The sequence below is a fragment of the Providencia sp. TYF-12 genome, assembly GCF_041344805.1.
Classification (GTDB): Bacteria; Pseudomonadota; Gammaproteobacteria; order Enterobacterales; family Enterobacteriaceae; genus Providencia; species Providencia huashanensis.
This window is the reverse complement of the sequence record NZ_CP166833.1, coordinates 4,255,745-4,281,592: the sequence shown is the minus strand read 5'-3', so window position 1 is coordinate 4,281,592 and position 25,848 is coordinate 4,255,745. Positions and strand designations below refer to the sequence as shown.

Below are 25,848 nucleotides of genomic sequence, written 5' to 3'. Positions count from 1 at the left end.
CTAGACTTAAGAAAGGATAAGCTGTATCGGTATTATCAAAATAACACCCCATATAAAGATGATGGGGTGTTTAAAGCAAATTAGCGGTTACTTACGAACAGCAATAGCTTCGATTTCAATTTTGACATCTTTAGGTAGGCGGGCTACCTCGACGCAAGAACGAGCAGGGAATGGCGCATTGTGTTGTTTGAAAAATTCTTCATAGGTGGCATTCACTGTCGCAAAGTCATTTAAATCTTTTACAAACACCGTTGTTTTCACGATATTAGCTGCACTTAAGCCCGCTTTTTCTAAAATAGCTTTGACGTTAGCTAGGGATTGACGTGTTTGTGCGGCAATATCTTCCGGGACTTCACCTGTTTTAGGGTCAACAGGAATTTGGCCTGATGTCATCACTATACTGCCCAAATCTACGCCTTGAACGTAAGGACCGATCGCTGCTGGTGCATTTTCTGTATTGATTTCGAATGACATAATTACTCCGTTTCATCACGTAAAGAGAAGATACTCATGTTATTTCAACCTGCGGCTATATGTGCGGATTTGAATATAATTTGAGTATAACTGTATGGGTCATCAGGCGCTATTATAAACATGGATCACGCCTGAACAACACCGCAGTCTACGCTGAAATATCCTATTGGTTATTGATCACAGCGTCTCTATCGAATTCTTTTTCGCAAAACTGGCAAGTCAGAGCCACTTCTTTGTCGATTTTTTTCACACGAAAACTGCTGGATACCGGCTCATTATGGCTAATACAGTTACTGTTTGGGCAAATCAGTACGTTATCGATATAGTCAGGCAAGGTGAGTTCTAATTTTTCCACCACTTGGTAGTCTTCAATACGATTGACAGTGGCTTCAGGGGCATACATTGCTAATTGGTTAGCTTGTTCTGGAGTTAAAAAGGTATTTTCAATTTTAATAATATCTTTTTTGCCCAGATTGCTAGAAGGCAGGTTTAAGCCAATAGTGATACGCTCATCGGTTTTTGTCAGTTTAAATAATTTCAGGAGCTTGAAACCAATTTGAGCAGGAATATGGTCGATAACGGTGCCGTGGCTGATCGCTTCAACTTGTAATTTATGGTCGTGTGTCATGGTGATTTTCCTCCTCAGATAGCTAATTCTTTATTTAAAACCAGTGATAACAATGCTTGTCGTGCATAAATCCCATTGCCAGCTTGTTGGAAATAGTAAGCGTAAGGTGTGCTATCGACATCGACAGTGATCTCATCGATTCGTGGCAGAGGGTGTAATACTTTTAAGTTCGGTTTCGCACAATGTAAATCAGCAGCATGAAGAATAAATTGGGCTTTAACATTGGCGTATTCTGATGGGTCCAGACGCTCTTTTTGTACGCGTGTCATGTACAGAATATCGAGCTCTGGCATGACCTCATCAATATTATTATGCAGGCTATAAGTTGCGCCTTTCTCTTCTAATATATGCAAAATATGATTTGGCATAGACAGAGCTTCAGGTGCAATAAAATAGAAGTGGTTGCCTTCAAATTTTGATAACGCTTGGGTCAGAGAATGCACTGTTCTGCCATATTTGAGGTCACCAACCATGGCGACTTGTAGATTTTCTAACCTACCTTGTGTTTCTTGAATAGTGAACAGGTCGAGTAAGGTTTGAGTAGGATGTTGATTCGAGCCATCCCCTGCATTGATGACAGGGATATGCCCTGCAAACTGGCTGGCTAGTCGAGATGCCCCTTCCTGTGGGTGGCGCATTACAATTGCATCAACATATTGGCTAATCACCGAAATGGTATCTGCCAGCGTTTCGCCTTTCTTGCCTAATGATGTATTGGTACTGTCAGAAAAACCAACAACCGAAGCGCCTAAGCGGTGAATAGCGGTTTCAAATGATAAACGTGTCCGCGTTGAAGCCTCAAAAAAACAACTTGCGATGACTTTATGTTTTAGAAGTTCAGGTTGTGGCTGTTTTTTCAGTGAAGCGGCGACGTTGAGTACGAGTTCAAGGTCTGAACGATCTAAATCATTAATTGAAATGATATCGCGTTGGTATAAAGGGTTCGGCATTGTTGTTCTCCTGTGTCAGCAAGACATGTTAGGTCTATAGGCCAAAAAAAAGCCCCTCAATTGAGGGGCTTTCTTGGAAATACGAAGGGGAAAAACAGGCTGTCCAAACCGCCTGAAGGCAGTGTGTTGGAGGTGTTCTCTGTAAAAAATACAGCAGCAGCGTTCATAGTTTCTCCCGGCAAATTGTGGCGCATTATACGCATCTCATTCTTTGACGCAAGCGTTTGCATAAAGAAAAATAAATTTTTTTAATTTTTGCATTTAGAGCGAAAACTCGCCTACTGAATAAAAGCGGAAAAATCAGCGAGATGAGGGTGGAGTTACTGATTGTAGTTATTGTTTTTGTATTACGGGTAATCTACCGCTAAGTTCCCTGCAATGTTAAATGAGTGCTCACCGTAGTCGCCGGTACCATTAGGCGCAACCCTGATTATAGTGGCATCGATATAATAACTTTTTTGATTTTTTATCATCGTAATATCAACGCTTTTATTCGGGAGAATAGGTGCTCCTTGCCAACTTAATTTCACACCAAAAGCATGACTTGAAGTTTGAAATAGTGTATTTGAATTGGCGGCCGGTGCTGCGTTAAACGATAGCTTCGCGTTGACGGTAGCATTACAGTCAATATTGAGTGCGATTTTATGTGGTGCGGTTTCTTCGCCTATACGATTACTATGGCTAACAGATAATGAGCGATGGCTTGCGATTGTGTTGTCAGAAATATGACATATAGTGGGTGTCATTGAAAATGAGCCACTAATATGGATAGGTACATTTTGCGTTGCCGCTTGTGAAATAGAAATAGCGCTGAGGAGTAGCCCAAAAGAGATGAAAACTTTAAAAAAAATAACGGAATTCATAATGTTTCCCAAATGATAAATCATGCATTTTATCTATTTTCATATAAATTATTATTACGTGGCTGAGTAATGAATTAACCCAGCCACAATCATATAGAGGAGTAATAAATATTACTGATAGGTAATTGCTAAGTTAGCCGTAATGTCAAAGGTATGATTACCAAAGTCATTGGGACCATTAGCAGTTAAACGGGTTAGGCTGGTAGAAAATGAAATACCGTTCCCACCTTTTACCACTTTAAAGTCATCACTTTGACCAGGTTTAACTATAATATTGTTATATTTTAATTTTACACCGAATGCATCACTTGATGTTTTAAATGTTTCAGGTGAATTTGGTGCGTTATTTGCGACAAAAGTGAGTTTAGCATTAGCAGGGAATTGGCATGTGAAGCTTAAATAGCCAGAATTATGGAATGCAGTTTCATCGCCGACTTTTTCTAGTGTATTGATCGCACCAAAATCTGTTCTGTTTTCAAGCTTTGCATCATTACAAGGTTGGGTGACATTTGAGAAGGTGCCTTTAATATTAATTGGCATATTTTGAACAGCTGATAACGCAGGTAAAGAAACACACAGTAATAGCGCTAAACCACTTTTTTTTAGCAAGTGCATAATAAAAATCCTTTTATTGATTTTGAGAAGTATTTTATTTTAATGAAGTTATTAAAAATATTAAATAGACGATATTTAAATAAACATTTAATTTTGTTTTAAAAAATAAATCCCATTAAAAGACTCTTTTTAAACTGTAGTGGTTTATGTGTTTAATTATTTTAAGAGTAAATGCTTAGGTAATATTTTGATATAAATAATTTATATTTTAATAACTATGTTTGTTTACTTAAGTATTATATTTAATATTGCATTTTTATTTTTTGGTTAATAACCATTTTAATGTTAATGAATTTGTTATTAATGTTAATTTAAATGATGAACTGAATATATAATTATAATTTTGGTAATATCAAAATATTGAAAAATGAATAAAAGCTCATTGCGAGCTTTTATTGGGGGTTGCTCTTATTTTTGACTTAACTTAGTCGCTATTTTTTCTAGCTTGAACATTAATAATAAGGTGATGGCGACCAGTACAATGGTCAGTGCTGAGCCATCTGCGATATTACCACGGTCGGTTAAGCTAAAAATTGAGACGGGCAGGGTGGCCCAACCGGGGGGATATAACATCATCGTTGCGCCTAACTCCCCTAAAGATAGGGACAGGCTTAATGCTAATGCTGAGATCATCCAAGGCATCAAGAGTGGTAGAGTGACGTGACATAGTCGATACCAAGGTGAAGCACCTAAACTAAAGGCGACATTTTCAATATCAGGGGAAATGCGGGTTAGCCCAGTAGAAACATTGCTAAATGTGAAAGCTGAAATTAATACAAAGTGGGCACTGAATACAATCCAAAATGTCCCGTTCATTTGTAGATATCCTTGGCTAAATGCAACAAGGATACCAAGACCAATAGAGACTGAAGGTATTGCGCTTGGTAAGTAAAATGCGATACCGAGTAATTTTTGCCATTTCCCGCTCTGTCGTCTGAGCACCAATGCGGCCCAAAGCCCACAAAATAGGGCAAATAGGCTGGCACAAAACCCAATAATTAAACTAGAAAGAATAGCATCCCAAGCTGGGCCACTGAATGCATTGACAAAATGCTCAAATGTAAACCCTGAAGGCAAGATACCATTCCATTGCTGGCTGAAACTCGACATTAAAATCATCACTAACGGCAGCAAAAATAATAGTGAAAACAAGCTAATAGCAATCAAGGTTGCGACGGCTCGACCTTGTTTAGACCAAATCAACATAGTTAATTCCTTACTCCGAGGCGAGTTGTAGCCATTCTATAGAGAAAAAATAACCCGAGAGAAAGTAAGATGTTTACTAAAGCAATCATACAGGCAACCGCATAATCAGACTCTAGTATGGCTTTGCTGTACACCATCATAGGTAAGGTATTCACGCCTTTTGCGCCGATAAATAAAACGATCCCAAACTCATTGGTGGTTAATAGTAAGCAAAGACTGCCGCCAGCAAGTAAGGCGGGAAGTGCGGCTGGAAAAATCACTTGAGCAATAACACGAGCGGGGTGCGCACCTAAAATACTCGCAGCTTCTAATTGGCTTTTATCTATTTGCCGTAGAGCAGCCATCAATGGGCGCATAATTAACGGCGTGAATACGGTGATCTCGGCTAAAATGACCCCATTGATAGAATATAGGAAATCAACTGGCGGTAGTTCGAAATCAAATAATGCCATTAACGTGCCATTTAGTAGCCCAGCGGAACCATAAATAAAAGTAAACGCGAGAGTAATCAAAAAGGTGGGTAATGCAATAAATGTATCAATAACTTGGGTAATAAAACGGCTACCAGGAAAGGGGATAAACACTAATATCAGGGAAAGTATGCTCCCTACGATAAGGCAGCCTAAGGTAGCAAAAAACGCGATTTGCAGGGTGTTCCATAGACCATTAATGAAACGTTTAGATTCAATTAGTTGCCAGAGTGCATCTAGCCCCCAGACACCAGTTTCATTTTGTAGTGCTTGTTGGGCGATTAACAATAACGGATAGAAAAAGAGTGTGGCTAACACCAGCAATGGCGGTATTATCCAATAAATGGGTTTTAGAGAGATACTTGACCGTTTTGGCACACTGATATATGACATGTCATTCCTCAATCAATACGGTATCAGTAGGCGAAAACCATAAGGTGAGTTTATCGCCTACTTTGGGCTGTGAAGCTAAGTGCGTTACCGCAACACTGACTGTTTCGCCCGCAACATCACAGACTAAATGGGTCAAGTCCCCCTGCCAGCGAATTGATCGTAAAACAGCCTGCAATTGATTGCTCGTTTCGTTTCTTGGCGTTAGCGTAATATGTTGTGGGCGGATGCATACCCATTTGTGTGTGCTTGCTCGCATACCGGGGGTATAAGCTTCCAGCAATGTACCACTACAGCTCACATTGACAATTGCTGGGTTGGCTGAAAAACCGAGGGCGGTAGCATTTAAAATATTGGCACGGCCTAAAAACTCAGCGGAAAAACGGTTTGGTGGGCGGTGATATAAGGCATTCTTTTCACCATGGGCGACGAGATAGCCCTCCTTCATGATACCAATTTTGTCGCCTAGGGCGAGTGCTTCTGTTTGGTCGTGGGTGACATAAAGAATAGTTAATTCAGGTAGTTCACGGTGTAAGCGTGCAATTTCTTCTACCATATTATGGCGAATCTGTGCATCAAGTGCAGAGAGAGGTTCATCGAGTAATAAAACGCGAGGACGTACCGCAATCGCTCTAGCAATCGCCACCCGCTGTTGTTGCCCTCCCGATAATTGATGAGGGTAGCGAGTCGCATAATCTGTCATCCCAACAATCTTCAAAGCCTCGGTGACCCGTTCATTGATCAAGACTTTAGGTTGTTTCTGGGCGCGTAATCCAAACGCTACGTTATCCTCCACCTTCATATGAGGAAAGAGTGCATAGTTTTGTACCACCATCCCAAGCCCGCGTTGATAGGGAGGGAGGTGGGTGATATCGGTATCACCTAATAATATCCTTCCACTATCGGGTTGAGCAAACCCTGCAATAGCACGCAATACAGTGGTTTTTCCTGACCCTGATGGGCCAATTAGTACTAATATTTCTCCGGGGTCAATGGTTAGGCTTAACGGCTTAAGCACGACATTGTTATGATAGGAAACACGCAAGGACTCTAGTGTGATCCCTGAGTGTTCTGTTTGCTGCATTGCGGCAGTGAGTTTACGTTTCATTAGCATCACAAATTACTCACCATCAGTGACTTTTTGCCAACGTGAAATATCGCTGGAAAGTGAAACTTCGACTTCATCCCAATTTGGTTGCCATGTTTTAACACCTTCAAGCATTTTCACAGCTGTACGGTATTGTTCATCGGAAGGCGTGATATCGGAACGAACAGGCATTCCCCATGACAACTCACTCACACGGCTTTGTGATTGTTTATCTAACAAAAAGTTAATTAATTTTTTGCCATTTTCTGTTTCAGGCCCGTTTTGTACTAGGCCAACAACATAAGGCAAAACGAGCGCACTACGCTCCCCATTATCATCTTTTGGCCAGAAAATTTGTACATTTGGGTTGCGCGCCATTTGGGATAAATTCATTTGTAAATCGCCATTGGCAATATAAAGCTCACCTTTGTTAACTAGTGCGGTCAGTTTACCGGTAGAGGCGGATGGGCCTACGTTATTAGCTTGTAATTTACCAAGGTAATCAAACCCTGCATCTTTGCCATTAAAACTATGAAAAACTTGCAGCATGACAGCCGTACCGTCACCGGCTTGCCCTGGCGTAGAGTATTGCAGCTTATTTTTAAAACGCGGGTCGAGAAGAGAAGCCCAATTTTCTGGTGGTGATTTTAGTAACTTAGCATTATAGATAAAGGTTAAATAATTATTGACCAATGGCGTGTAATAGTGATTTGAAGTTGGAATACTGGCCGCAGCCTCTGGAGTAAATTTTGCTAACAGTTGAGTTTTAGCGGCGCGTTGGATAAACGGAGGAACAGTGATTAGCACATCGGCTTGTGGGTTGGTACGTTCTTTCGCTAAGCGTTCAACTATTGCACCAGAGCCACTTTCAACATATTGCACTTTGATGCCTGTTTGTTTGGTGAAAGCTGCAAATTGGTTTTTATACCAACTATTATTACCGTCATGTAGGCCATCAGCTGAGTAAACCGTGACAACATTATCGGCAAATACTGTTGTTGAACAAAAGGTTGCCATCAATAGGCAGGCTAAGTGAGTTTGTTTCATTGTCTTCTCCTGTTAGGGTAAAATGCACTCTGGTATATACCAGATTCTTTTACGCTAACGGGTTTATATGACAAAAAGATGAAACAGAGCTAAATAGTGAAAATATTTTACTGATGTTGGTTTTACAATGTATCGACTTCAATTCTCAGGCTGTCATGACGCCAATATTCCACATCATAATCTAGAACTCTTCCGTATTGATCATAGTTCAAACGCTGCAGTAGTAATGCGGGACGACCCACCGCGACCCCGAGTGCATAAGCGGCTTGAGGAGGCATGGCTGTTGGGTAGAATGACAAGTGCATACTGGTATATATCAACCCGAAATGGGTTTCATATACCTCGGTTAAACTGCCATTGAGATCATGGCGTAGTAACTCGGGGACTCGGGCTGGTAGGCAATGATTTTCACAATAACAAACAGGCCTTTCATCGGCAAAGCGTAGGCGTGTGAGTAAGTATATTTGCTCGAAAGGTTGGAGCTGCAACGGACTCATGGCGTCAAGGGGGACAGTGACAACTCGGCCATCTAACAAGGTCGTTTTAGGCTGGCGGTTTTGCTCAAGGCAAAGTTTATGAAAATTAGTATTTTGTGTTGGGTCTAACCAAAGGCGTTCAGGAGTGACAAACCAGCCACGGCGTTCAGAACGATAAATTGCGCCGCTTGATTCTAATTGCGCCAAACTTTCACGGATAGTGACCCTCGTGGTACCAAAAATAGCACAAAGCTCGCGCTCAGAAGGGAGCTTATCGCCACTTTTTAGTTCCCCATTCTGAATTCTTTTTTGTAATTGAGCCTTAATTAGCAGGTACTGAGGCATTTCATCCGTTGATAATTTCATTGTTATTTCCGCTGATTATTTCTTCCACATTATACATAGTTATATGAATTTTTTGTTGCACGGGCACTTTTCCTTTGACCTTTTGATCTCCCTAAGACCATTATAATAGAAATCTGGTATAGACCAATAGGTGAATTGAATGACAACCAAAAATTATTTGCTGTTAACACCGGGTCCGCTAACTACCTCTAAAACGGTGAAGCAGGCCATGTTATTTGATAGTTGTACATGGGATGACGACTATAACTTAGAGGTAGTACAAAAGGTCCGCCAACAGCTAGTTGCCCTATCAACGGCGCAGTCAGGCTACTCATCGGTATTATTACAGGGCAGTGGCAGCTATGCGGTGGAAGCGGTTTTAGGAAGTGCGATACACCCAGAAGATAAATTATTGATTATCAGTAATGGTGCATACGGCGCACGGATGGCTGAAATGGCACAGCGTTTAGGGATTACACATCATCTCTATGATTGTGGTGAGGTGGTAAAGCCAGATATTGAATGGATAGAACAATTACTACAACAAGATAGCCAGATCACACACATTGCGATGGTACATTGTGAAACGACGACGGGGATTTTAAACCCGATAGAGCAAGTCGCCGCGCTAGCGAAGCAGTATCAAAAACGCTATATCGTTGATGCCATGAGTAGCTTTGGCGGTATCCCAATGGATATTGGGCAACTAAATATTGATTTCTTGATAAGTTCGGCAAACAAATGTATTCAAGGAGTACCGGGCTTTGCATTTGTGATAGCACGCACTGAAGCACTTGAAAATTGTAAGGGGCGCTCTCGCTCATTATCTCTCGATTTGTATGCCCAGTGGCGTTGTATGGAGGATTTCCATGGTAAATGGCGTTTTACCTCACCAACGCATACGGTATTAGCTTTTGCTCAGGCTCTTAAAGAGCTTGAAGCTGAAGGGGGCATTGCCGCTCGTTTCCAACGTTATCGGCAAAATCAGCGAAAACTAGTCGCAGGTATGCGAGCTCTCGGATTTAAAACATTATTAGATGATAGCAACCATTCACCGATTATCACCGCATTTTACTCACCAAGTACAGTTAATTACCAATTTAAAGAGTTCTATCAGCGATTAAAATCGCAAGGTTTTGTTATTTACCCAGGTAAGGTGTCACAGAGTGATTGTTTCCGTATTGGAAACATTGGCGAAGTGTATGAAACAGATATTGACGCATTATTGTTAGCGATAGAAAAAGCCATTTACTGGAAACAATAAGGAAGAATTATGAACCGCATTCAGGCTGTTATTCTGGATTGGGCAGGTACTACGGTAGATTTTGGATCTTTTGCCCCCACGCAAATTTTTATTGAAGCATTTAAGCGTGTGTTTGATATTGAGATCACCTTAGCACAAGCCCGTATTCCTATGGGGTTAGGTAAGTGGCAACATATTGAAGCACTTGGGAAATTACCTGAAATTGACACTTTATGGAAGGTGAAATTTGGGCGCTCAATGACCAGTGAAGATATCGATACAATCTATGCGGCATTTATGCCATTGCAGATTGCCAAAGTTGTCGACTTTGCAGCACCAATAGCTGGAGTTTCCGACACAATCACTACTTTACGCCAGCAAAATATTAAAATTGGTTCTTGTTCTGGTTACCCTCGCGCAGTAATGGAGAAATTAGTACCTGCAGCACAAAAACTCGGTTATCACCCTGATTACTGGGTCGCGAGTGATGATATCCCTGCGGGAGGACGCCCGGGGCCTTGGATGGCATTGCAAAATGTGATTGAACTAGGCGTAGAAGCAGTATTTTCCTGTATAAAAGTTGATGACGCAGTGCCCGGTATTGAAGAAGGCCGCAATGCAGGAATGTGGAGTGTTGGGTTGTCTGTTTCAGGTAATGAATTTGGCAAAACATGGGAGGAGTACCAAAGTATGCCAGAAGAGGCAGTTAGCCAACTGAAACAGCAGGCGGCTGATAAACTTTTTGCCGCAGGAGCTCATTATGTTATTGATACTTTAAACGATTTACCTTCAGTTATCGATTCCATTAACCAGCGTTTAGCAAAAGGTGAGCGCCCTTAACGCTTGATTATGGCACCATCGGCATGATATTCGTGCCGATGGTGATTGCCAATCTTAGAAGATATTTACCGGTAGTTCAGGGGCTAATGTTGCGACCATTACGGCTTTGATAGTATGTAAGCGGTTTTCTGCTTGGTCAAAGACGATACTATAAGGGGATTCAAAGACTTCTTCCGTGACTTCTAGCCCACCATACATATTGAACTCTTTCGCTAGCTGAGCCCCAAGCGTGGTATCTTCATTATGGAAAGCGGGTAAGCAGTGCAGGAACTTCACATTCGGGTTGCCTGTAAGCTTAATCACATCCATATTCACTTGGTACGGCTTTAATAAATTAATACGCTGCGCCCAAGCCTCTTTGGCTTCTCCCATCGAGACCCAAACATCAGTATAGATAAAGTCAGCTCCTTTAACGCCTTCAGCCACATCTTCAGTGAGCGTAATTTTTGCACCTGTTTTTTTCGCTATCTCTTGGCAAGCATTGACCAGCTCTTCTTCCGGCCAGCAGCTTTTCGGGGCGACTAAACGCAAATCTAAACCTGTGAGAGCCGCAGCTTCTAGCATCGAGTTGCCCATGTTATTGCGTGCATCGCCTAAATAGGCAAATTTAATTTCTGAGAATGGCGTATTTGGTCGGTGTTCTTGAATGGTCAGCAGATCGGCTAATAACTGTGTGGGATGGAATTCGTTGGTTAATCCATTCCATACAGGCACTCCCGAGTGCGCGGCTAATACTTCTACGGTTGATTGAGCAAATCCCCGATATTGAATGCCGTCGTACATCCGCCCTAGCACCCGTGCGGTATCTTTCATGGTTTCTTTATGACCGATTTGGCTACCAGAAGGCCCTAAATAGGTCACTCTAGCGCCTTGGTCGAACGCACCAACTTCGAATGCGCAACGTGTGCGAGTAGAGTCTTTTTCAAAAATGAGTGCAAAGTTTTTACCTGCGAGGAGAGGGTGTTCTGTACCGGCTTTTTTTTCTGATTTTAACCAAGCTGAGAGTTTTAACAGTGAATGAATTTCGCTAGATGTAAAATCAAGTAGCCTTAAAAAATGCTTGCTATATAAGGGGTTCATAAATTACGGCCTTTTTATGTTGAATTAATATTCAATTTATATCCATAAAAATTCAAAATCAACCCCAAGTGAAAAAGAAATTATTTTTAAATGTATGGTTTCACTGTCAACCCTATGGGAGAATGGGGCGAGACTAGTGATAATGGAACAAGGGGTGTGGATATGGTAGATAAAGCTGAACTCGATGCGCAGTATGAAGAAACTCGGCTAATTATCGAGGAACTGTTAGAAGATGGTAGCGATCCTGATGCATTGTATGCAATTGAGCATCATTTCTCTGCGGACAACTTTGCGTTATTAGAAAAAGCAGCAGTTGAAGCATTCAAGCTAGGTTATGAAGTGACGGATGCGGAAGAGTTAGAAATTGAAACAGGTGAAACGTTGATGTGTTGCGATGTGATCAGCGAAAGCGCATTAAACGCAGAACTTATTGACGCACAAGTTGAACAGCTAATGAAGCTGGCGGAAAAAATGGGTGTCAACTATGATGGTTGGGGCACTTATTTTGAAGACCCAGATGCAGAATATGATGACGAAGACGGTGATGATATCGAGCCCGAAGATCGCGTTCATTAATTCTAACATCTAAGACTGTGATAATGAGCCTGCCTTTGAAAAATGACCAAAAGCAGGCATTTTAAAATAAAATAGTTGAACTGGATGTACAAAAGGTTATTTCAACAAGGCGTTTGTTATTCATGCCCTTGAAGATTGACTAATATTCAATAACCTATTCGATTTTTCGCCAAACAAAATATGTTTGTCTGCAGTCTGAAATATATTAGCTATTACTCCCTACTAAATTATTTAGGATCTGCCGGGTATCCCGCGGTGCTGAGCGCTGTACGGAAAATACTTTCATCTATATGGCTGGTAATTAGCACTTTTTTTGTCGTTGGGTCCGTTTCTACCTGTGCATTAGCATCAATATCTAACACAATTTTGGTAATTGATTTAGCGCAGCCACCACAAGCCATTTTAGGTATTGTAAGGTTAATCATTTTCTAACTCCTATTATTAACATTTTGATAAATATACAGCTTTACCCTATTGGAAGGTCAATCAGTTTTTTACTGAATAATTTGCGAGTTGTCCTTTTTTAGTGACTGGAGTTTCAAGGTATTCGGCTGGATTCACTAAGTTTTCAATGATAGGGCAGTCAGGATCACTATTACCGTGGCAATGTTTTGTCAGTACTTCGAGAGTATTTGCGATACCTTGTAGATCATTAATTTTTCTTTTTAATTCATGAAGATGAGTAAGTGCCATATTTTTAACATCAGCACTAGCACGTTCTCTATTGCGCCATAAGCATAGTAGAACTGAAATCTGTTCAGTCGGGAAACCTAGGGCTCGGGCGCGACGAATGAGGTTTAGGCTATCAATATCTGTTTGACTATAATAGCGATACCCTGCATTAGTCCGTTTTGCTTTGGGGATTAACCCAGTCTGCTCATAATAGCGGATCATTTTTGCTGAGATGCCAGAAAGTTTAGCGGCTTGACCGATATTCATAATCTTATCTCCTCAATAGAATAGGTATTTTAGAAATAAAATACCTAGCTATTTTCTTTAGGTAGTTTGAGTGCTGCTAATATGTTTGGTTTTTGCGATGAAAAAGTACCGTAAAAAATATGTTCCCCAATGATGATAATGGGAGCAACACGTACACCTGTTCGAGCTTTAGCTTCAGCCATAATTTGGGGGTCGGTAAGGTCTCGTTCTTCAAAAGAGAGCTGTTCTTTAGCTAACCAATCCTTAAGTTGTTGACAGTCAGGGCAAGTTGGCGTGGTGTAAATCAATATTTGTTCTTTTGATGAGAGTGTCATAGCTAACTCCTTTCTACGAGTAAAGCCAGACTTTATAAAGTCTGGCGATTAAGTCCTTTATTGAGTTTGAGCCATACTATCTTTCATAGGGGCTTGGAAGCGTTTTAGACGTAAGGCATTACCTAATACGAATACGCTAGAAAGTGCCATTGCGGCGGCTGCTAAAATAGGTGAAAGCAAAGTTCCGTTAATTGGGTATAGCAAGCCTGCGGCTACTGGGATCAATAGCGCATTGTAAGCGAATGCCCAGAACAGATTCTGTTTTATGTTACGAATAGTTGCTTGGCTTAATGCAATGGCATCAACAACACCGCGTAGATCTCCTGACATCAATACGACATCTGCGGCTTCAATAGCGACATCTGTTCCTGTACCAATTGCTAATCCAACATCTGCTTCGGCTAATGCTGGGGCATCGTTGATACCATCACCAACAAATGCGACTTTATTACCATTGTTACGGAACTGTTTTAGGGCTGAAACTTTACCATCTGGCAATACTTCTGCGGCAACTTCATCAATCCCAAGCTGTTTAGCGATAGCTGCGGCAGTCGCTGCATTATCACCAGTGATCATGGCAACTTTTAAACCTAAAGCGTGTAACGCGTTAATAGCCTCTGGTGTTGTTTCTTTAATGGGATCAGCTACGGCGATAATTGCAGCTAAGCGACCATCAATAGCTGCGTACAATGGGCTTTTTCCTTGCTCTCCTAGTCGTAGCGCAGATTGCTGGAAGTGACTGACATCTAATCCGAGTTGTTTCATAAAGCGATCGGCGCCAACAGAGACTGCTCGACCATCTACTCTGGCTGAAATACCAAATCCTGGGACAGCTTCAAATTCTTCAATTGCCGCAAATGTCAGACCTTTTTCGTTTGCTGCGTTGACAATTGCTTCCGCAATCGGATGTTCAGAACGGGTTTCAATTGCAGCGACCAAGGATAAAACTTCATCATATTCAAAGCCATCTGCAGGGACTAGGTCAGTGAGCTCTGGACGTCCTTTTGTTAATGTCCCCGTCTTATCAAGAGCAACTACAGTGACATCGCGTAGAGCTTGCAATGCTTCGCCTTTGCGGAATAGAACACCTAACTCAGCCGCTCTTCCTGTTCCAACCATGATAGATGTCGGTGTTGCGAGGCCCATTGCACATGGACATGCGATAATGAGTACAGCAACAGCATTAATTAATGCGAAGGTCAGGGCTGGGTCTGGGCCAAATATTAGCCAAATAAAGAATGTGATCACGGCACCTGTCATAACGGCAGGTACAAACCACATCGTGACTTTATCAACTAACGCTTGAATAGGTAATTTTGACCCTTGTGCCTCTTCAACTAAACGAATTATCTGGGCTAATACAGTGTTTGAACCAATTTTAGTGACGCGAAAACTAAACGCGCCTGTTTTATTTATTGTGCCGCCAACAACTTCAGAACCTACTTCTTTAGATACAGGAACAGGTTCTCCTGTGATCATGCTTTCATCAACATAGGAAGCGCCTTCGATGACTTCACCATCTACAGGGATTTTTTCACCAGGGCGAACGAAAACAATATCATCCGTTATAACTTGATCCAGAGGGATCTCAATCATTTTTCCATCGCGTTCTACACGAGCCGTTTTAGCTTGTAACCCTACAAGGCGTTTAATCGCTTGGGAGGTTTTTCCTTTCGCTCGCGCTTCTAATGTGCGACCAAGTAGAATTAACGTTACGATAACGACAGCTGCTTCAAAATACACATTTGCGGTGCCAGCTGGGAGAACTTGGGGGATAAACGTTGCTACTACTGAATACCCATAAGCCGCGGCAGTACCTACAGCAACAAGTGAGTTCATATCAGGCGCAGCGCGTAATAGTGCTGGAACTCCTTTTTGGAAAAAGCGCAAACCAGGACCAAACAAAACAAGGGTTGCTAATATAAATTGGATATACCAATTGAGTTGCTGCCCAAGGTTTTCTGATACCCAGTGGTGAATACCTGGAATAAAGTGTGAACCCATTTCAATAATAAATACTGGTAAGGTAAATATAGCCGCAGTGAACAACGCACGACGTAGAGAGCGCTCTTCATTTTCACGGCGCTCATTGGCTTGGTCATTTGCATTGGTCGTTGTATCTGATAAACGGCGAGGTTTATAGCCAGCTTGAACAATGGCTTCTTCCAAAGTGGCGATAGTGACCACTTCAGATAAATGGCGAATACGGGCGCGTTCTGTTGCTAAGTTAACATTCGCTTCAATTACACCCGGTATTTGTAATAATGCTTTTTCAACGCGACCGACACACGATGCGCAGGTCATCTCTTCGATCGCCAGTTCGGTTGTTTCTTCCCGCACTTTATAACCTGAGCTTTCTATCGCGCGGATTGCTACGTCTGGATCAACATCACCTTTAAAGGTGATATCAGCACGTTCTGTTGCTAAATTCACCACAGCTGTATCAATATTTGTAACCGCTTTTAATGCCTTTTCAACACGACCAACGCAGGATGCACAGGTCATGCCTTCTACTGGCAAGCTCAGTCTATTGACTGAGGTATTAGAGATATTTGTTGTCATGGACCTACCCTCTTGAATGTCTTTATTGAGTAAAGACTAACGTTTACCTTAAGGGTAAGGTCAAGTGCTATTTTTTAATTTTTATTTATATTAATGATAATTTCCTTTATTTTTTTGTTTTATAATGAATTTTATTTGGTGATTAAATAGAAAGCTCACCAAACTACTTGTGCTTAGTGAGCTTCCTTATCGGATAAAATATACGTTATGTTGATTTCTTGGACGTTAATCTCCGTATCGTCATATAAAATACAGGGGTTAGCAATAAGCCGAAGAAGGTGACGCCTAACATGCCGAAAAATACCGCGATCCCCACTGCTTGTCTCATTTCAGAGCCTGCTCCAGTGGCTAGTACCAGTGGAATAACTCCAGCAATAAAGGCGAAAGATGTCATCAAAATAGGGCGCAATCTTAGGTGCGAAGCCTCCAATACAGCGGTTAGTGGATCTTTTTCTTGCTTCTCTTGCACTATTGCGAATTCAACAATCAAGATAGCATTCTTCGCCGCAAGACCGACCAGTACAATAAAGGCAATTTGTGTGAAAATATTATTATCCCCGCCGAGCAACCAGACTCCCGTAATTGCTGACAGTAGTGCCATTGGGGCTATTAGTAATACTGAGAATGGTAACGACCAACTGTTATATTGGGCAGCTAATATTAAGAAGGCAAATAGTACAGCTAATGGGAAAATATAGAGAGCAGAATTACCCGCTAATTGTTCTTGGTAAGTTAAATCTGTCCATTCAAAATCCATTCCTTCAGGTAAGGTATCACGTAAGATTTTCTCCATTGCGTTAGTTGCTTGACCAGAGGTATAGCCTGGAGCTGCATTGCCAGTAATATCAACGGAAGGATAGCCGTTATAATGGATCACGCGGTCTGGGCCATTTGTACGAGTAATAGTCACTAATGCACTTAAAGGGATCATTTCGCCATGTTTATTACGCACTTTGATCAGTTCAATATCTTTTGGGTCCATTCTAAATGGAGTATCAGCTTGAACAACAACACGATAGGTACGACCGAAGCGATTGAAGTCATTGACGTAGAGAGAACCTAAATTGATTTGTAAAGCATCGAAGATATCGGTCAGTGTTATTCCTTGAGACTTGGTTTTCTCACGGTCAATATCTACATCTATTTGTGGGGAATTAGTCTGAAAACTAGCCATCATTCCTGTTAACTCGGGTGATTGCATCGCTTTCATAAGGATTTGTTCTTGCACTTGTGCTAATGCATCAAAACCTAGGTCAGCCCTATCTTCGATTTGTACTTTAAAACCCCCCATTGAACCAAGTCCAGGCACAGGAGGTGGAGGAAATATACCAACAAATCCGTCAGGTATCTGGCTGAATTTGCCCATTAAGCGCTCTGCAATCGCATTTGCAGACAAGGAGGGGTCAGTTCGCTCATCAAAAGGCTTGAGCATGGCAAACATGAGGGCAGAGTTAGGCAAATTAACAGGCCCATTCACTGAGAGGCCAGGGAAAGCCACTACATTTTCAACTCCTGGTTCCATCAATGCAAGGCGTGACATTTCTTTGACAACGGCTTCTGTTCTATCGAGAGATGAACCGGATGGTAATTGAGCAACGCCAATCAAATAGTATTTATCTTGTGCGGGAACAAAACCATTAGGCACTACTTTGAAGCCTAATGCGGTTAGCCCAACAAACCCCAGATATAGCACTAGAACAATTAAGCTTCCTCGAATACAACGGCGTACGATTAGAACGTATTTGTTAGATAATGTATTGAAAAAAATATTAAATTTTGTAAAGAAACGACCAAATATTGCATTGATAATACGAGTAAGCCAATCTAACTTTGTATTTTTATCATGGGATTTGAGCAAAATCGCGCTAAGGGCAGGGGATAACGTTAGCGAGTTAATTGCTGAAATAATTGTCGAAATAACAATGGTTAATGAAAACTGACGATAAAATTCTCCTTGTAGGCCAGACAAAAATGCGGTGGGAATAAAAACGGCGGCTAGAACTGAGGTAATCGCAAGGATTGGGCCTGTAACCTCCTCCATTGCCTTAAATGCGGCTTCTTTTGGGGCTAAGCCCTCTGAAATATGCCTTTCAACGTTTTCGACGACGACAATAGCATCATCGACAACTATTCCTATTGAGATAACTAAACCAAATAAAGATAACGTATTTAGAGAAAAACCAAACAGGTACATAAAGGCAAATGTGCCGATTAAGGATACTGGTACAGCGACTAATGGAATAATAGAAGCACGCCAACTTTGTAAAAACAAAACAACAACCAGGACAACTAATATGGTGGCTTCAAGCAGTGTGATGGCGACAGATTTTAAAGAAGCACTGACAAATATGGTTGGGTCATAGGCGATTTTATAATCGATTCCTTCGATAAAGTTAGCTTGTAAACGCGCCATAGTTTCTCTGACTGATTCGGCAACCTCTAATGCATTTGCCCCTGGGCTCATCACAATTTGTAGCCCGACTGCATTTTGCCCATTCAGCAAACTACGAAGTGAATAATTATCGGCACCTAGCTCTAGCCTAGCGACATCTTTTAAATAGGTGGCTTGTCCATCTTCTCCTGAGTGAATAATAATATTGCCAAATTGTTCTTCAGTTGTGAGTCGTCCAAGGGCGTTTATACTAACTTGAAATGATGATGTTGCATTCGGTTGTTGCCCAATAGAGCCTGTAGCAACTTGGACATTTTGTTCTCGAATAGCGGCAACGACATCATTTGCGGTTAGCCCTAATGAGGCTATTTTTGTTGGGTCAATCCATGCTCGCATCGCATATTCACCTTCACCCCATACTAATGCGCTTGCCACTCCAGGTAGTCTTGCGATTTCATCACGGACATTGAGTAATGCATAGTTAGAAACAAACAGAGGTTCGTAGACATTATTAGGCGAATACATATGGACAACCATTAGTACGTCCGGTGAAGTTTTCTCTGTGGTAACGCCAATTTGCTGAACTTCTTGGGGTAAACGGGGAATAACGCGTGATACTAAGTTTTGTACTTGGATCTGCGCGATATCGGGGTCAACATCTTGTCTAAACGAGATTGTGAGCACCATTTTTCCATCGGTTGACATCTGTGAGCTCATATAGAGCATGCCCTCGACGCCATTTACTGCTTGCTCAATGGGGGAGGCAACGGTGTCTGCAATCACTTTTGGGGTGGCACCAGGATAACTCGCAATAACTTGAACTGTCGGCGGTGTTACCGATGGATATTCGCTTAGGGGAAGCTTATAAAAGCTTAATACCCCAGCTATCACTATAAATATTGATAAAACCATAGCGAAAATAGGGCGCTGTATAAAGAAATGAGGAAACTTCATTATTGTTTCTCCTCGACTTCATTGACGGTCAGATGTTTGTTGTTCGTGGTTGACTGAGTTGCTTCTGCTGCTAATGAGGGATGCATAGGAATAGGATTAGGCATGACTTCCATACCGGGTCTAATAAGGCCTTTAATAATAATTTTCTCACCAGCAGTTAAACCGTGATTAATGACTCGGAGGCCGCCAATCATGGCGCCTAGTTCCACAGGGCGATATTCTGCCTTATTATTTTTATCTAGAACGAGGACGTAGTTCTGCCCTTGATTAGAAGCAATCGCTTGGTCATCAATTAAAATTGAAGGTGTTTTTTCTCCTATAGGCAGTTGTGCACGAATAAACGTACCGGGTATCAATTTGCCATCTTTATTGGCGATAACCGCTCTGACTTTTACTGTGCCAGTCGTTCTCTCGATTTGATTGCCAATAAAATTAAGGGTGCCAGTATATTGCGTATGTTTTTCATTTGGTAACCGTATGGTCACTGGAGGTAAAGCTGTCGCGCTATTTTTTATTGTTGACGGCTGTAAACTTGTTAGTTTATGAAAGGTAGTTTCATCAATATCAAAGTAAGCATATATTGGGTCAATAGAAACAATCGTGGTTAAGCGAGTCGCCTCATTCGTATCCCCACCAGTCACTAAATTACCTTCAGTAATAAATGCTCTATCAACTCGACCCGCAATCGGTGAACGGATTTGGGTATAAGATAAATTTAATTTAGCGGACTCTACGGCTGCTTTGGCGGATTTTACTTGCGCATTATTAGCCGAAAGTATAGAAAGGGCATCGTCATAGTCTTTACGGGAAATCGCCCCTTTATTGACTAATCCTTTGAGGCGCTGGTAATTTCGCTGAGCTTGTATGGCTAAAGCTTCTGCTTGGCTTAATTTTCCTTCTGCATCAAGTAGTGCTATTTGAAAGGGTCGCGGATCTATATGAAAGAGTAAATCCCCTTTTTCAACCAGTTTCCCCTCTGGAATTTCTATCGAATTAATGCGTCCACCAACCCGAGGGCGTAAATCCACGATTTTGGGAGACGCTAAATAGCCTGTAAATTCAGAGGAAGGGACAATTTCTTGTTGAATAACTTCTGCTACAGGCACTTTGGGAAGTATGGTGGAACTTGCTGTTTCTGATTTGTTATCATTATTTGCGTCTTGAGCAATAACTAGACCACTTATGCCCATAGCTACAACAAATGTAGCGTATATCCCGATTTTTATTTTCATAATAAACCTTACCTAATTAATTGATCTCATTGTTAGCTTAAAACTTGAATAAGAAATATTTGGGCAGGGTAAAGGTTACAGTAGTTGTAAGGTCAACCGTTTTAATTTAATAAGGCTTTAATAGGATATTAAAAATCGAAAAGGAACCTTTAATTAATTCAATTATGATTAATTGACTAAAATATACTGTGCAAAAATAGAAATAAGCTATTGACCTTGTATCTACTTTAAGGTTTTTAATAATAATCATTAATTTAAATACATACTTAAATAAGGGTTAATGATGAAGAAGATGATAGTTTTATTAGCGTTAAGTTTATTTAGTTACCAGGGTTTGGCTTCCGGTAATAAGGTTAACTTTCAGCCGGTATCAAATAAAATAATTGAAAATAATTCCTCAACAGAACCTCACAGAAAAATATTAGTAACAAAGACTTTTGTTGGTGATGCTAGTTTGTCATCAATTGAAATGCAGGCTCAGCAAGAAGCTAAAAAGTTAGGAGCGAGCCGCTATAAAATTGTTGGCGCAAGCGGTGAAAATCAACTTCGAGGACATGTCACATTTTATCAGTAAAGCCATTCGGTTTTATTAAGGAGATGAGCGATGAGTCATCAAACCATTAGAGAAAATGTAATACAAGATATTCTTTTGTGGATCGATATGAATGTAGATAAACCACTACAGATAGCGGAAATCTCTGATAGAGCAGGATATTCAAAGTGGTATTTCCAACGTATTTTTAAAAATACGGTTGGTGTGAGTTTAGGACAATATCTTTTAATCAGCCGCTTGTTAAGGGTATCAACAGATTTGAAAGAAACCAATGATAAAATCATTGATATCGCTTTCAGGTATGGATTTGATGGTCAGCAAGGGCTAACACGAGCATTTAAGCGAGAATTGAAAGTGACCCCTGCTAAATATAGGAGAGAAACAATGCTAAGATATCATGCATAGTTTAGTGAATAGGTTTTAGAAGAAGGAATAGAATTAGCTAGTCATCTGGCTAATTCTATATACCAAAAGAACCAAAAAATACGATACTAATAAATTTAATTATATATTTTAATAATATAGTGGACAAATGAAAAAAATATGTTTTTTTCTTGACATTACAATGATGGTAAGGATTAGTATTATTGAAAGTTTACAATGGGCTGTATCCGTTTTTAGGTGGTCAATAATGAAAATAGGTGAATTATCAAAACTATTCAACATTCCAAGGGAGACTATACGTTTCTATGAAAAAGAGGGGTTAATTATTCCTCCTAATAGAAATGATAATAACTATCGAAGCTATAGTGAAAATCACATTGAGAGACTAAGGTTTATTAAAAACTGCCGTAGTCTTAATATGTCTCATCGCGAAATAAAAAAACTATTAGACTTATTGGATAATAATAGTAATGATTGCCAATTAGTTGAATCTGTTATTAATACGCATTTAATTAATGTGAGAGAAAATATTGAAAAATTAATTAACTTAGAGAAGGAACTAATTATTTTACAAGAACATAGTGATGAAATAGGTTCTCGATATAAATGTGGGATCATAAAAAATCTATTATCTAAAGAATATTAGATAAATAAGGATAGCATATTGACTACCCTTATAAGCTTTATAATTACAACGCTTTTAACATACGAATTTCACAGTCGCTATGGCCTGTATTACCTAAAGGGGCATCAATAAATTCAAAACCTAACTTTTCGTATAGCTTAATTGCGGCTTGTAAGTCTTTGGTGGTTTCTAAATAGCAACGGGTATAACCTTGTTGTTTCGCAAACTCCAGTGACATCTGCACAATTTTTTTGGCTAAGCCTTTGCCACGTAATACGGAAGATAAATACATTTTCTGTAATTCCGCTGTTTCGTTATCGCCGCCTGCCAGTTGTGAAACACCGCCGCCACCGACAATTTCCCCATCCATTTCTACCACCCAATAAGCGCTACGGGGTTTGTTGTATACCTCAAATAAGGTATCTAAGATGGGGTCTGCAACGGCAAAGCCTTTATCTGCAGTTAAACCATGTTCAGCAGAAACTTCACGGATCACCGCGGCAATCCCTGCATTATCTTGTTGTTCAATAAGTCGAACGTTATAGTTTTGTGTTGTCATGTGAAACTCTTGATTATTATTGTGTACAACTCAGTGTAGAGAGAACCAGAAGGGAACTTCAATCTGAGAACTGCGAACGCAGTCGTTTGATGATACTCGAATTATTCAGCAAGAAAAAGCCCTTATTAGTAAACCAATAAGGGCTTTCAAGTCGGCTAAATTAATGAACCGTTATAAAGAGGCAATTGTCACTTTTTGCGCTTCAATTTTCGCTTTCGCTTCAATATTAGCGGTTAAACGCTCACGCTCTTTTTCCACTACCGCAGCAGGTGCACGGCTTACAAAACCTTCATTTGCCAGTTTGTTTTCAATGGTTTCGATCTCTTTAATCACTTTTTCCAGCTCTTTATCTAAACGAGCCAGTTCGGCGTCTTTGTCTACTAGACCCGCCATTGGGATCAGTAACTCTGCACCACCAACTAATTTGGTGACAGATATAGGCGCTTCTTCACCTTCAGTTAATACTGAGATGCTTTCTAAGCGAGCCATTGACTTGATAAAGTTCTGGTTTTCATCGACACGACGTTTCGCATCGGCAGAAGCACCACGCAGCATTACATCGAGCGGTTTACCTGGGGAAATATTCATTTCAGCACGAATATTACGCACGGCGATAATCGCTTCTTTGATCCACTCAAGGTCACTCAGCGCGAGTTGATCCACTTTAGCCGCATCGAACTCAGGGAACGCTTGTAGCATGATAGTATCAGCGTCGATACCTTTCACTACTTTGACGCGTTGCCAGATGGTTTCAGTGATAAACGGAATGATAGGATGCGCAAGGCGCAGTAAGCCTTCTAATACCTCAATTAAAGTGAAACGAGCCGCACGAACTTGTGCTTCGTTACCTTTATGAACCGCAGGTTTAGACAGCTCTAAATACCAGTCACAGAACTCGTTCCATGTGAAATCATACAGAATACCCGCTGCGATATCGTAACGGTGAGTGTCTAACGCATCGCGGTAAGCTTTCACTGTCTGATTAAATTGTGCCATGATCCAGCGGTCAGCGAGTGAAAAGCTCATCTCTCCGCCGTTTTGGCCGCAATCTTGACCTTCCGTATTCATCAACACGAAACGGCTCGCATTCCAGAGTTTATTACAGAAGTTACGGTAACCAGACAGGCGTTTCATATCCCAGTTGATATCACGACCTGTTGACGCTAATGCCGCTAAAGTAAAGCGCAGTGCATCGGTTCCGTGGGCTTCAATTCCTTCTGGATACTCTTTACGGGTGCGTTTAGCGATCTTTTCAGCCAATTGTGGCTGCATCATGTTGCCTGTGCGTTTTTCGAGTAAATCTTCCAGAGAAATACCGTCAATCATATCCAGTGGGTCAATAACGTTCCCTTTGGATTTCGACATTTTTTGGCCTTCTTCATCGCGGATCAGGCCTGTCATGTAAACAGTTTTAAATGGAACTTGTGGCTCGCCATTTTCATCTTTAATGAAATGCATGGTCATCATGATCATTCGGGCGATCCAGAAGAAAATAATATCAAACCCACTGACTAATACATCGGTTGGATGGAAAGTTTTCAGTGCATCTGTATTTTCTGGCCAGCCGAGGGTGGAGAATGTCCACAAGCCGGAAGAGAACCAAGTATCTAGAACGTCATCATCTTGACGTAGTGTGATATCTGCCCCTAAGTTGTTTTCACGGCGAACTTCGTCTTCGTCACGACCTACGTAGACGTTGCCTTTTTCGTCATACCACGCGGGGATGCGGTGACCCCACCACAATTGGCGAGAAATACACCAATCTTGGATATCACGCATCCACGAGAAATACATGTTTTCGTATTGGCGAGGAACGAACTGAATACGACCGTCTTCGACAGCTTTGATGGCATCACGGGCTAAAGGCTCAGTACGTACATACCATTGGTCAGTTAGCATTGGCTCAATAACGACACCACCACGATCGCCATAAGGGACGGTGAGGTCATGAGGTTTCACCTCAACGAGTAGGCCTAATTGCTCAAACTCTGCCACAATAGCTTTACGTGCTGCAAAGCGCTCCATGCCACGGTATGCTTCAGGCATTTCGCTGCTATAAGCGGTTGATGGGTTACCGTTAGTATCGAAAACTTCAGCTTCGCTACGTACGTTACCATCTAAATCCATCATGTTAATCATCGTTAACTGATGGCGCTTACCGACTTCGTAGTCATTAAAGTCATGAGCTGGGGTGATTTTCACGCAGCCCGTGCCTTTTTCCATATCGGCGTGCTCGTCACCAACAATAGGAATACGGCGGTTAACAATTGGTAGGATAATTTCTTTACCAATCAAATCTTTATAGCGAGGATCTTCTGGGTTAACAGCAACGCCAGTATCTCCCAACATGGTTTCAGGACGTGTAGTAGCAACGACTAAATAGTCTTTGCCTTCGGCGGTTTTTGCCCCGTCAGCTAATGGGTAACGCAGGTGCCACATAGAACCTTTAACTTCACGGTTTTCAACTTCTAAATCAGAAATTGCGGTGTGCAGTTTTGGGTCCCAGTTAACAAGGCGCTTACCACGGTAAATTAAGTTTTCTTTGTAGAGACGAACGAAAGCTTCTTTAACAGCTTTAGATAAGCCTTCATCCATGGTGAAGCGTTCGCGTTCCCAATCAACAGAGTCGCCTAGCCGACGCATTTGTTGAGAAATAGTGCCGCCAGATTCTGCTTTCCATTCCCAAATTTTGTCAATAAATGCATCACGGCCGTAATCGTGACGGTTTTTGCCTTCTTCTGCCGCAATTTTACGCTCAACGACCATTTGAGTCGCGATACCTGCGTGGTCAGTACCTGTTTGCCATAAGGTATTTTTACCTTGCATACGTTGGTAACGGATCATGGTATCCATGATGGTTTGTTGGAAGGCATGCCCCATATGCAGGCTACCAGTGACGTTCGGTGGTGGAATGACGACACAGAAGCTATCTTGGGTGGTATCCCCATTAGGTTTGAAATAACCGCTTTTCTCCCAGTGAGCATACAGTGATTGCTCAATTTCTGCGGGGTTATAGGTTTTATCGAGCGAAGGCTCATTCATTG

Annotated in this window: 25 protein-coding genes; 6 read left to right on the top strand and 19 right to left on the bottom strand. The window is 41.3% G+C overall.

From position 1 onward, the window contains the following. Positions 1–87 precede the first annotated feature (87 nt). The 10 genes from ridA to phnR form a co-directional block, all read right to left on the bottom strand. The gene (gene ridA, locus ABE954_RS20005) at positions 88–474 is read right to left on the bottom strand and encodes a 2-iminobutanoate/2-iminopropanoate deaminase (protein WP_042845718.1); all 387 of its coding nucleotides are present in this window, start codon (positions 472–474) and stop codon (positions 88–90) included. Positions 475–637: 163 nt separating this feature from the next. Continuing rightward, complete coding sequence (pyrI, locus tag ABE954_RS20000; RefSeq protein WP_042845717.1) at positions 638–1,102, bottom strand: aspartate carbamoyltransferase regulatory subunit; 465 nt, start codon at positions 1,100–1,102, stop codon at positions 638–640. A gap of 14 nt (positions 1,103–1,116) precedes the next feature. Next, positions 1,117–2,052: an aspartate carbamoyltransferase gene (pyrB, locus tag ABE954_RS19995; protein ID WP_042845716.1), complete on the bottom strand. Its 936-nt coding sequence runs from the start codon at positions 2,050–2,052 to the stop codon at positions 1,117–1,119. Positions 2,053–2,399: 347 nt separating this feature from the next. Further along, positions 2,400–2,915, bottom strand: coding sequence for a fimbrial protein (locus ABE954_RS19990; protein ID WP_210788815.1), 516 nt, complete (start codon positions 2,913–2,915; stop codon positions 2,400–2,402). 111 nt (positions 2,916–3,026) lie between these two features. Continuing rightward, positions 3,027–3,530: a hypothetical protein gene (locus ABE954_RS19985; protein ID WP_371025672.1), complete on the bottom strand. Its 504-nt coding sequence runs from the start codon at positions 3,528–3,530 to the stop codon at positions 3,027–3,029. Positions 3,531–3,938: 408 nt separating this feature from the next. Beyond that, the gene (gene phnV, locus ABE954_RS19980; protein ID WP_166686951.1) at positions 3,939–4,736 is read right to left on the bottom strand and encodes a 2-aminoethylphosphonate ABC transport system, membrane component PhnV; all 798 of its coding nucleotides are present in this window, start codon (positions 4,734–4,736) and stop codon (positions 3,939–3,941) included. Between the two features lie 2 nt (positions 4,737–4,738). After that, positions 4,739–5,599 carry a 2-aminoethylphosphonate ABC transporter permease subunit gene (phnU, locus tag ABE954_RS19975; RefSeq protein ID WP_042845711.1) on the bottom strand — a complete coding sequence of 287 codons (861 nt, stop codon included), beginning with the start codon at positions 5,597–5,599 and terminating at the stop codon, positions 4,739–4,741. 1 nt (position 5,600) lies between these two features. Beyond that, the gene (gene phnT, locus ABE954_RS19970) at positions 5,601–6,710 is read right to left on the bottom strand and encodes a 2-aminoethylphosphonate ABC transport system ATP-binding subunit PhnT (protein ID WP_129466675.1); all 1,110 of its coding nucleotides are present in this window, start codon (positions 6,708–6,710) and stop codon (positions 5,601–5,603) included. A 6-nt stretch (positions 6,711–6,716) separates the two neighbouring features. After that, complete coding sequence (gene phnS / locus ABE954_RS19965; RefSeq protein WP_129466600.1) at positions 6,717–7,730, bottom strand: 2-aminoethylphosphonate ABC transporter substrate-binding protein; 1,014 nt, start codon at positions 7,728–7,730, stop codon at positions 6,717–6,719. 122 nt (positions 7,731–7,852) lie between these two features. Further along, positions 7,853–8,572 carry a phosphonate utilization transcriptional regulator PhnR gene (gene phnR, locus ABE954_RS19960; RefSeq protein ID WP_042845704.1) on the bottom strand — a complete coding sequence of 240 codons (720 nt, stop codon included), beginning with the start codon at positions 8,570–8,572 and terminating at the stop codon, positions 7,853–7,855. Between the two features lie 139 nt (positions 8,573–8,711). Here phnR and phnW point away from each other — a divergent pair, with 139 nt between their 5' ends. Both phnW and phnX read left to right on the top strand, forming a co-directional pair. Further along, positions 8,712–9,815, top strand: coding sequence for a 2-aminoethylphosphonate--pyruvate transaminase (gene phnW, locus ABE954_RS19955; protein ID WP_371025671.1), 1,104 nt, complete (start codon positions 8,712–8,714; stop codon positions 9,813–9,815). A 9-nt stretch (positions 9,816–9,824) separates the two neighbouring features. Then, on the top strand, positions 9,825–10,634 hold the full coding sequence (gene phnX, locus ABE954_RS19950) for a phosphonoacetaldehyde hydrolase (RefSeq protein ID WP_042845701.1): 810 nt from the start codon (positions 9,825–9,827) through the stop codon (positions 10,632–10,634). 54 nt (positions 10,635–10,688) lie between these two features. On the opposite strand, the gene argF is transcribed toward phnX, so the two are convergent. Further along, positions 10,689–11,714, bottom strand: coding sequence for an ornithine carbamoyltransferase (gene argF, locus ABE954_RS19945; RefSeq protein ID WP_048605881.1), 1,026 nt, complete (start codon positions 11,712–11,714; stop codon positions 10,689–10,691). Positions 11,715–11,876: 162 nt separating this feature from the next. Here argF and rraB point away from each other — a divergent pair, with 162 nt between their 5' ends. Further along, a complete protein-coding gene (gene rraB, locus ABE954_RS19940) occupies positions 11,877–12,290 on the top strand; it encodes a ribonuclease E inhibitor RraB (protein ID WP_042845698.1) in 414 nt (137 codons plus the stop codon). A gap of 227 nt (positions 12,291–12,517) precedes the next feature. Here rraB and ABE954_RS19935 read toward each other — a convergent pair whose 3' ends face one another. The 6 genes from ABE954_RS19935 to ABE954_RS19910 form a co-directional block, all read right to left on the bottom strand. Then, entirely contained in the window at positions 12,518–12,715 is a 198-nt protein-coding gene (locus ABE954_RS19935) for a heavy-metal-associated domain-containing protein (RefSeq protein WP_034782721.1), read from the bottom strand. Between the two features lie 61 nt (positions 12,716–12,776). Continuing rightward, positions 12,777–13,229, bottom strand: coding sequence for a Cu(I)-responsive transcriptional regulator (gene cueR / locus ABE954_RS19930; protein WP_042845696.1), 453 nt, complete (start codon positions 13,227–13,229; stop codon positions 12,777–12,779). A 44-nt stretch (positions 13,230–13,273) separates the two neighbouring features. Further along, entirely contained in the window at positions 13,274–13,543 is a 270-nt protein-coding gene (locus tag ABE954_RS19925; RefSeq protein ID WP_371025670.1) for a glutaredoxin family protein, read from the bottom strand. A 57-nt stretch (positions 13,544–13,600) separates the two neighbouring features. Further along, complete coding sequence (locus tag ABE954_RS19920; RefSeq protein WP_042845693.1) at positions 13,601–16,105, bottom strand: heavy metal translocating P-type ATPase; 2,505 nt, start codon at positions 16,103–16,105, stop codon at positions 13,601–13,603. Between the two features lie 205 nt (positions 16,106–16,310). After that, the gene (locus ABE954_RS19915; RefSeq protein WP_042845692.1) at positions 16,311–19,451 is read right to left on the bottom strand and encodes an efflux RND transporter permease subunit; all 3,141 of its coding nucleotides are present in this window, start codon (positions 19,449–19,451) and stop codon (positions 16,311–16,313) included. Beyond that, positions 19,451–20,683, bottom strand: coding sequence for an efflux RND transporter periplasmic adaptor subunit (locus ABE954_RS19910; protein ID WP_048605884.1), 1,233 nt, complete (start codon positions 20,681–20,683; stop codon positions 19,451–19,453). Before ABE954_RS19910 ends, ABE954_RS19915 begins: the two co-directional genes overlap by 1 nt. 283 nt (positions 20,684–20,966) lie before the next feature. Between ABE954_RS19910 and ABE954_RS19905 the strand changes: the two genes are divergently transcribed. The 3 genes from ABE954_RS19905 to ABE954_RS19895 all read left to right on the top strand — a co-directional run bounded on the left by ABE954_RS19905 (position 20,967) and on the right by ABE954_RS19895 (position 22,266). Further along, positions 20,967–21,257: a DUF1471 domain-containing protein gene (locus ABE954_RS19905; protein WP_226619061.1), complete on the top strand. Its 291-nt coding sequence runs from the start codon at positions 20,967–20,969 to the stop codon at positions 21,255–21,257. A 30-nt stretch (positions 21,258–21,287) separates the two neighbouring features. Continuing rightward, positions 21,288–21,641, top strand: coding sequence for a helix-turn-helix domain-containing protein (locus tag ABE954_RS19900; protein WP_042845689.1), 354 nt, complete (start codon positions 21,288–21,290; stop codon positions 21,639–21,641). A gap of 226 nt (positions 21,642–21,867) precedes the next feature. Then, positions 21,868–22,266 (top strand): MerR family transcriptional regulator, encoded by a 399-nt coding sequence (locus tag ABE954_RS19895; RefSeq protein WP_166686953.1) that lies wholly within the window; start codon positions 21,868–21,870, stop codon positions 22,264–22,266. Between the two features lie 43 nt (positions 22,267–22,309). Here the strand turns inward: ABE954_RS19895 and ABE954_RS19890 are convergent, their stop codons facing one another. After that, on the bottom strand, positions 22,310–22,804 hold the full coding sequence (locus tag ABE954_RS19890) for a GNAT family N-acetyltransferase (protein ID WP_042845687.1): 495 nt from the start codon (positions 22,802–22,804) through the stop codon (positions 22,310–22,312). A gap of 171 nt (positions 22,805–22,975) precedes the next feature. Beyond that, a complete protein-coding gene (locus ABE954_RS19885; protein ID WP_198861468.1) occupies positions 22,976–25,846 on the bottom strand; it encodes a valine--tRNA ligase in 2,871 nt (956 codons plus the stop codon). Between the last annotated feature and the right edge of the window lie 2 nt (positions 25,847–25,848).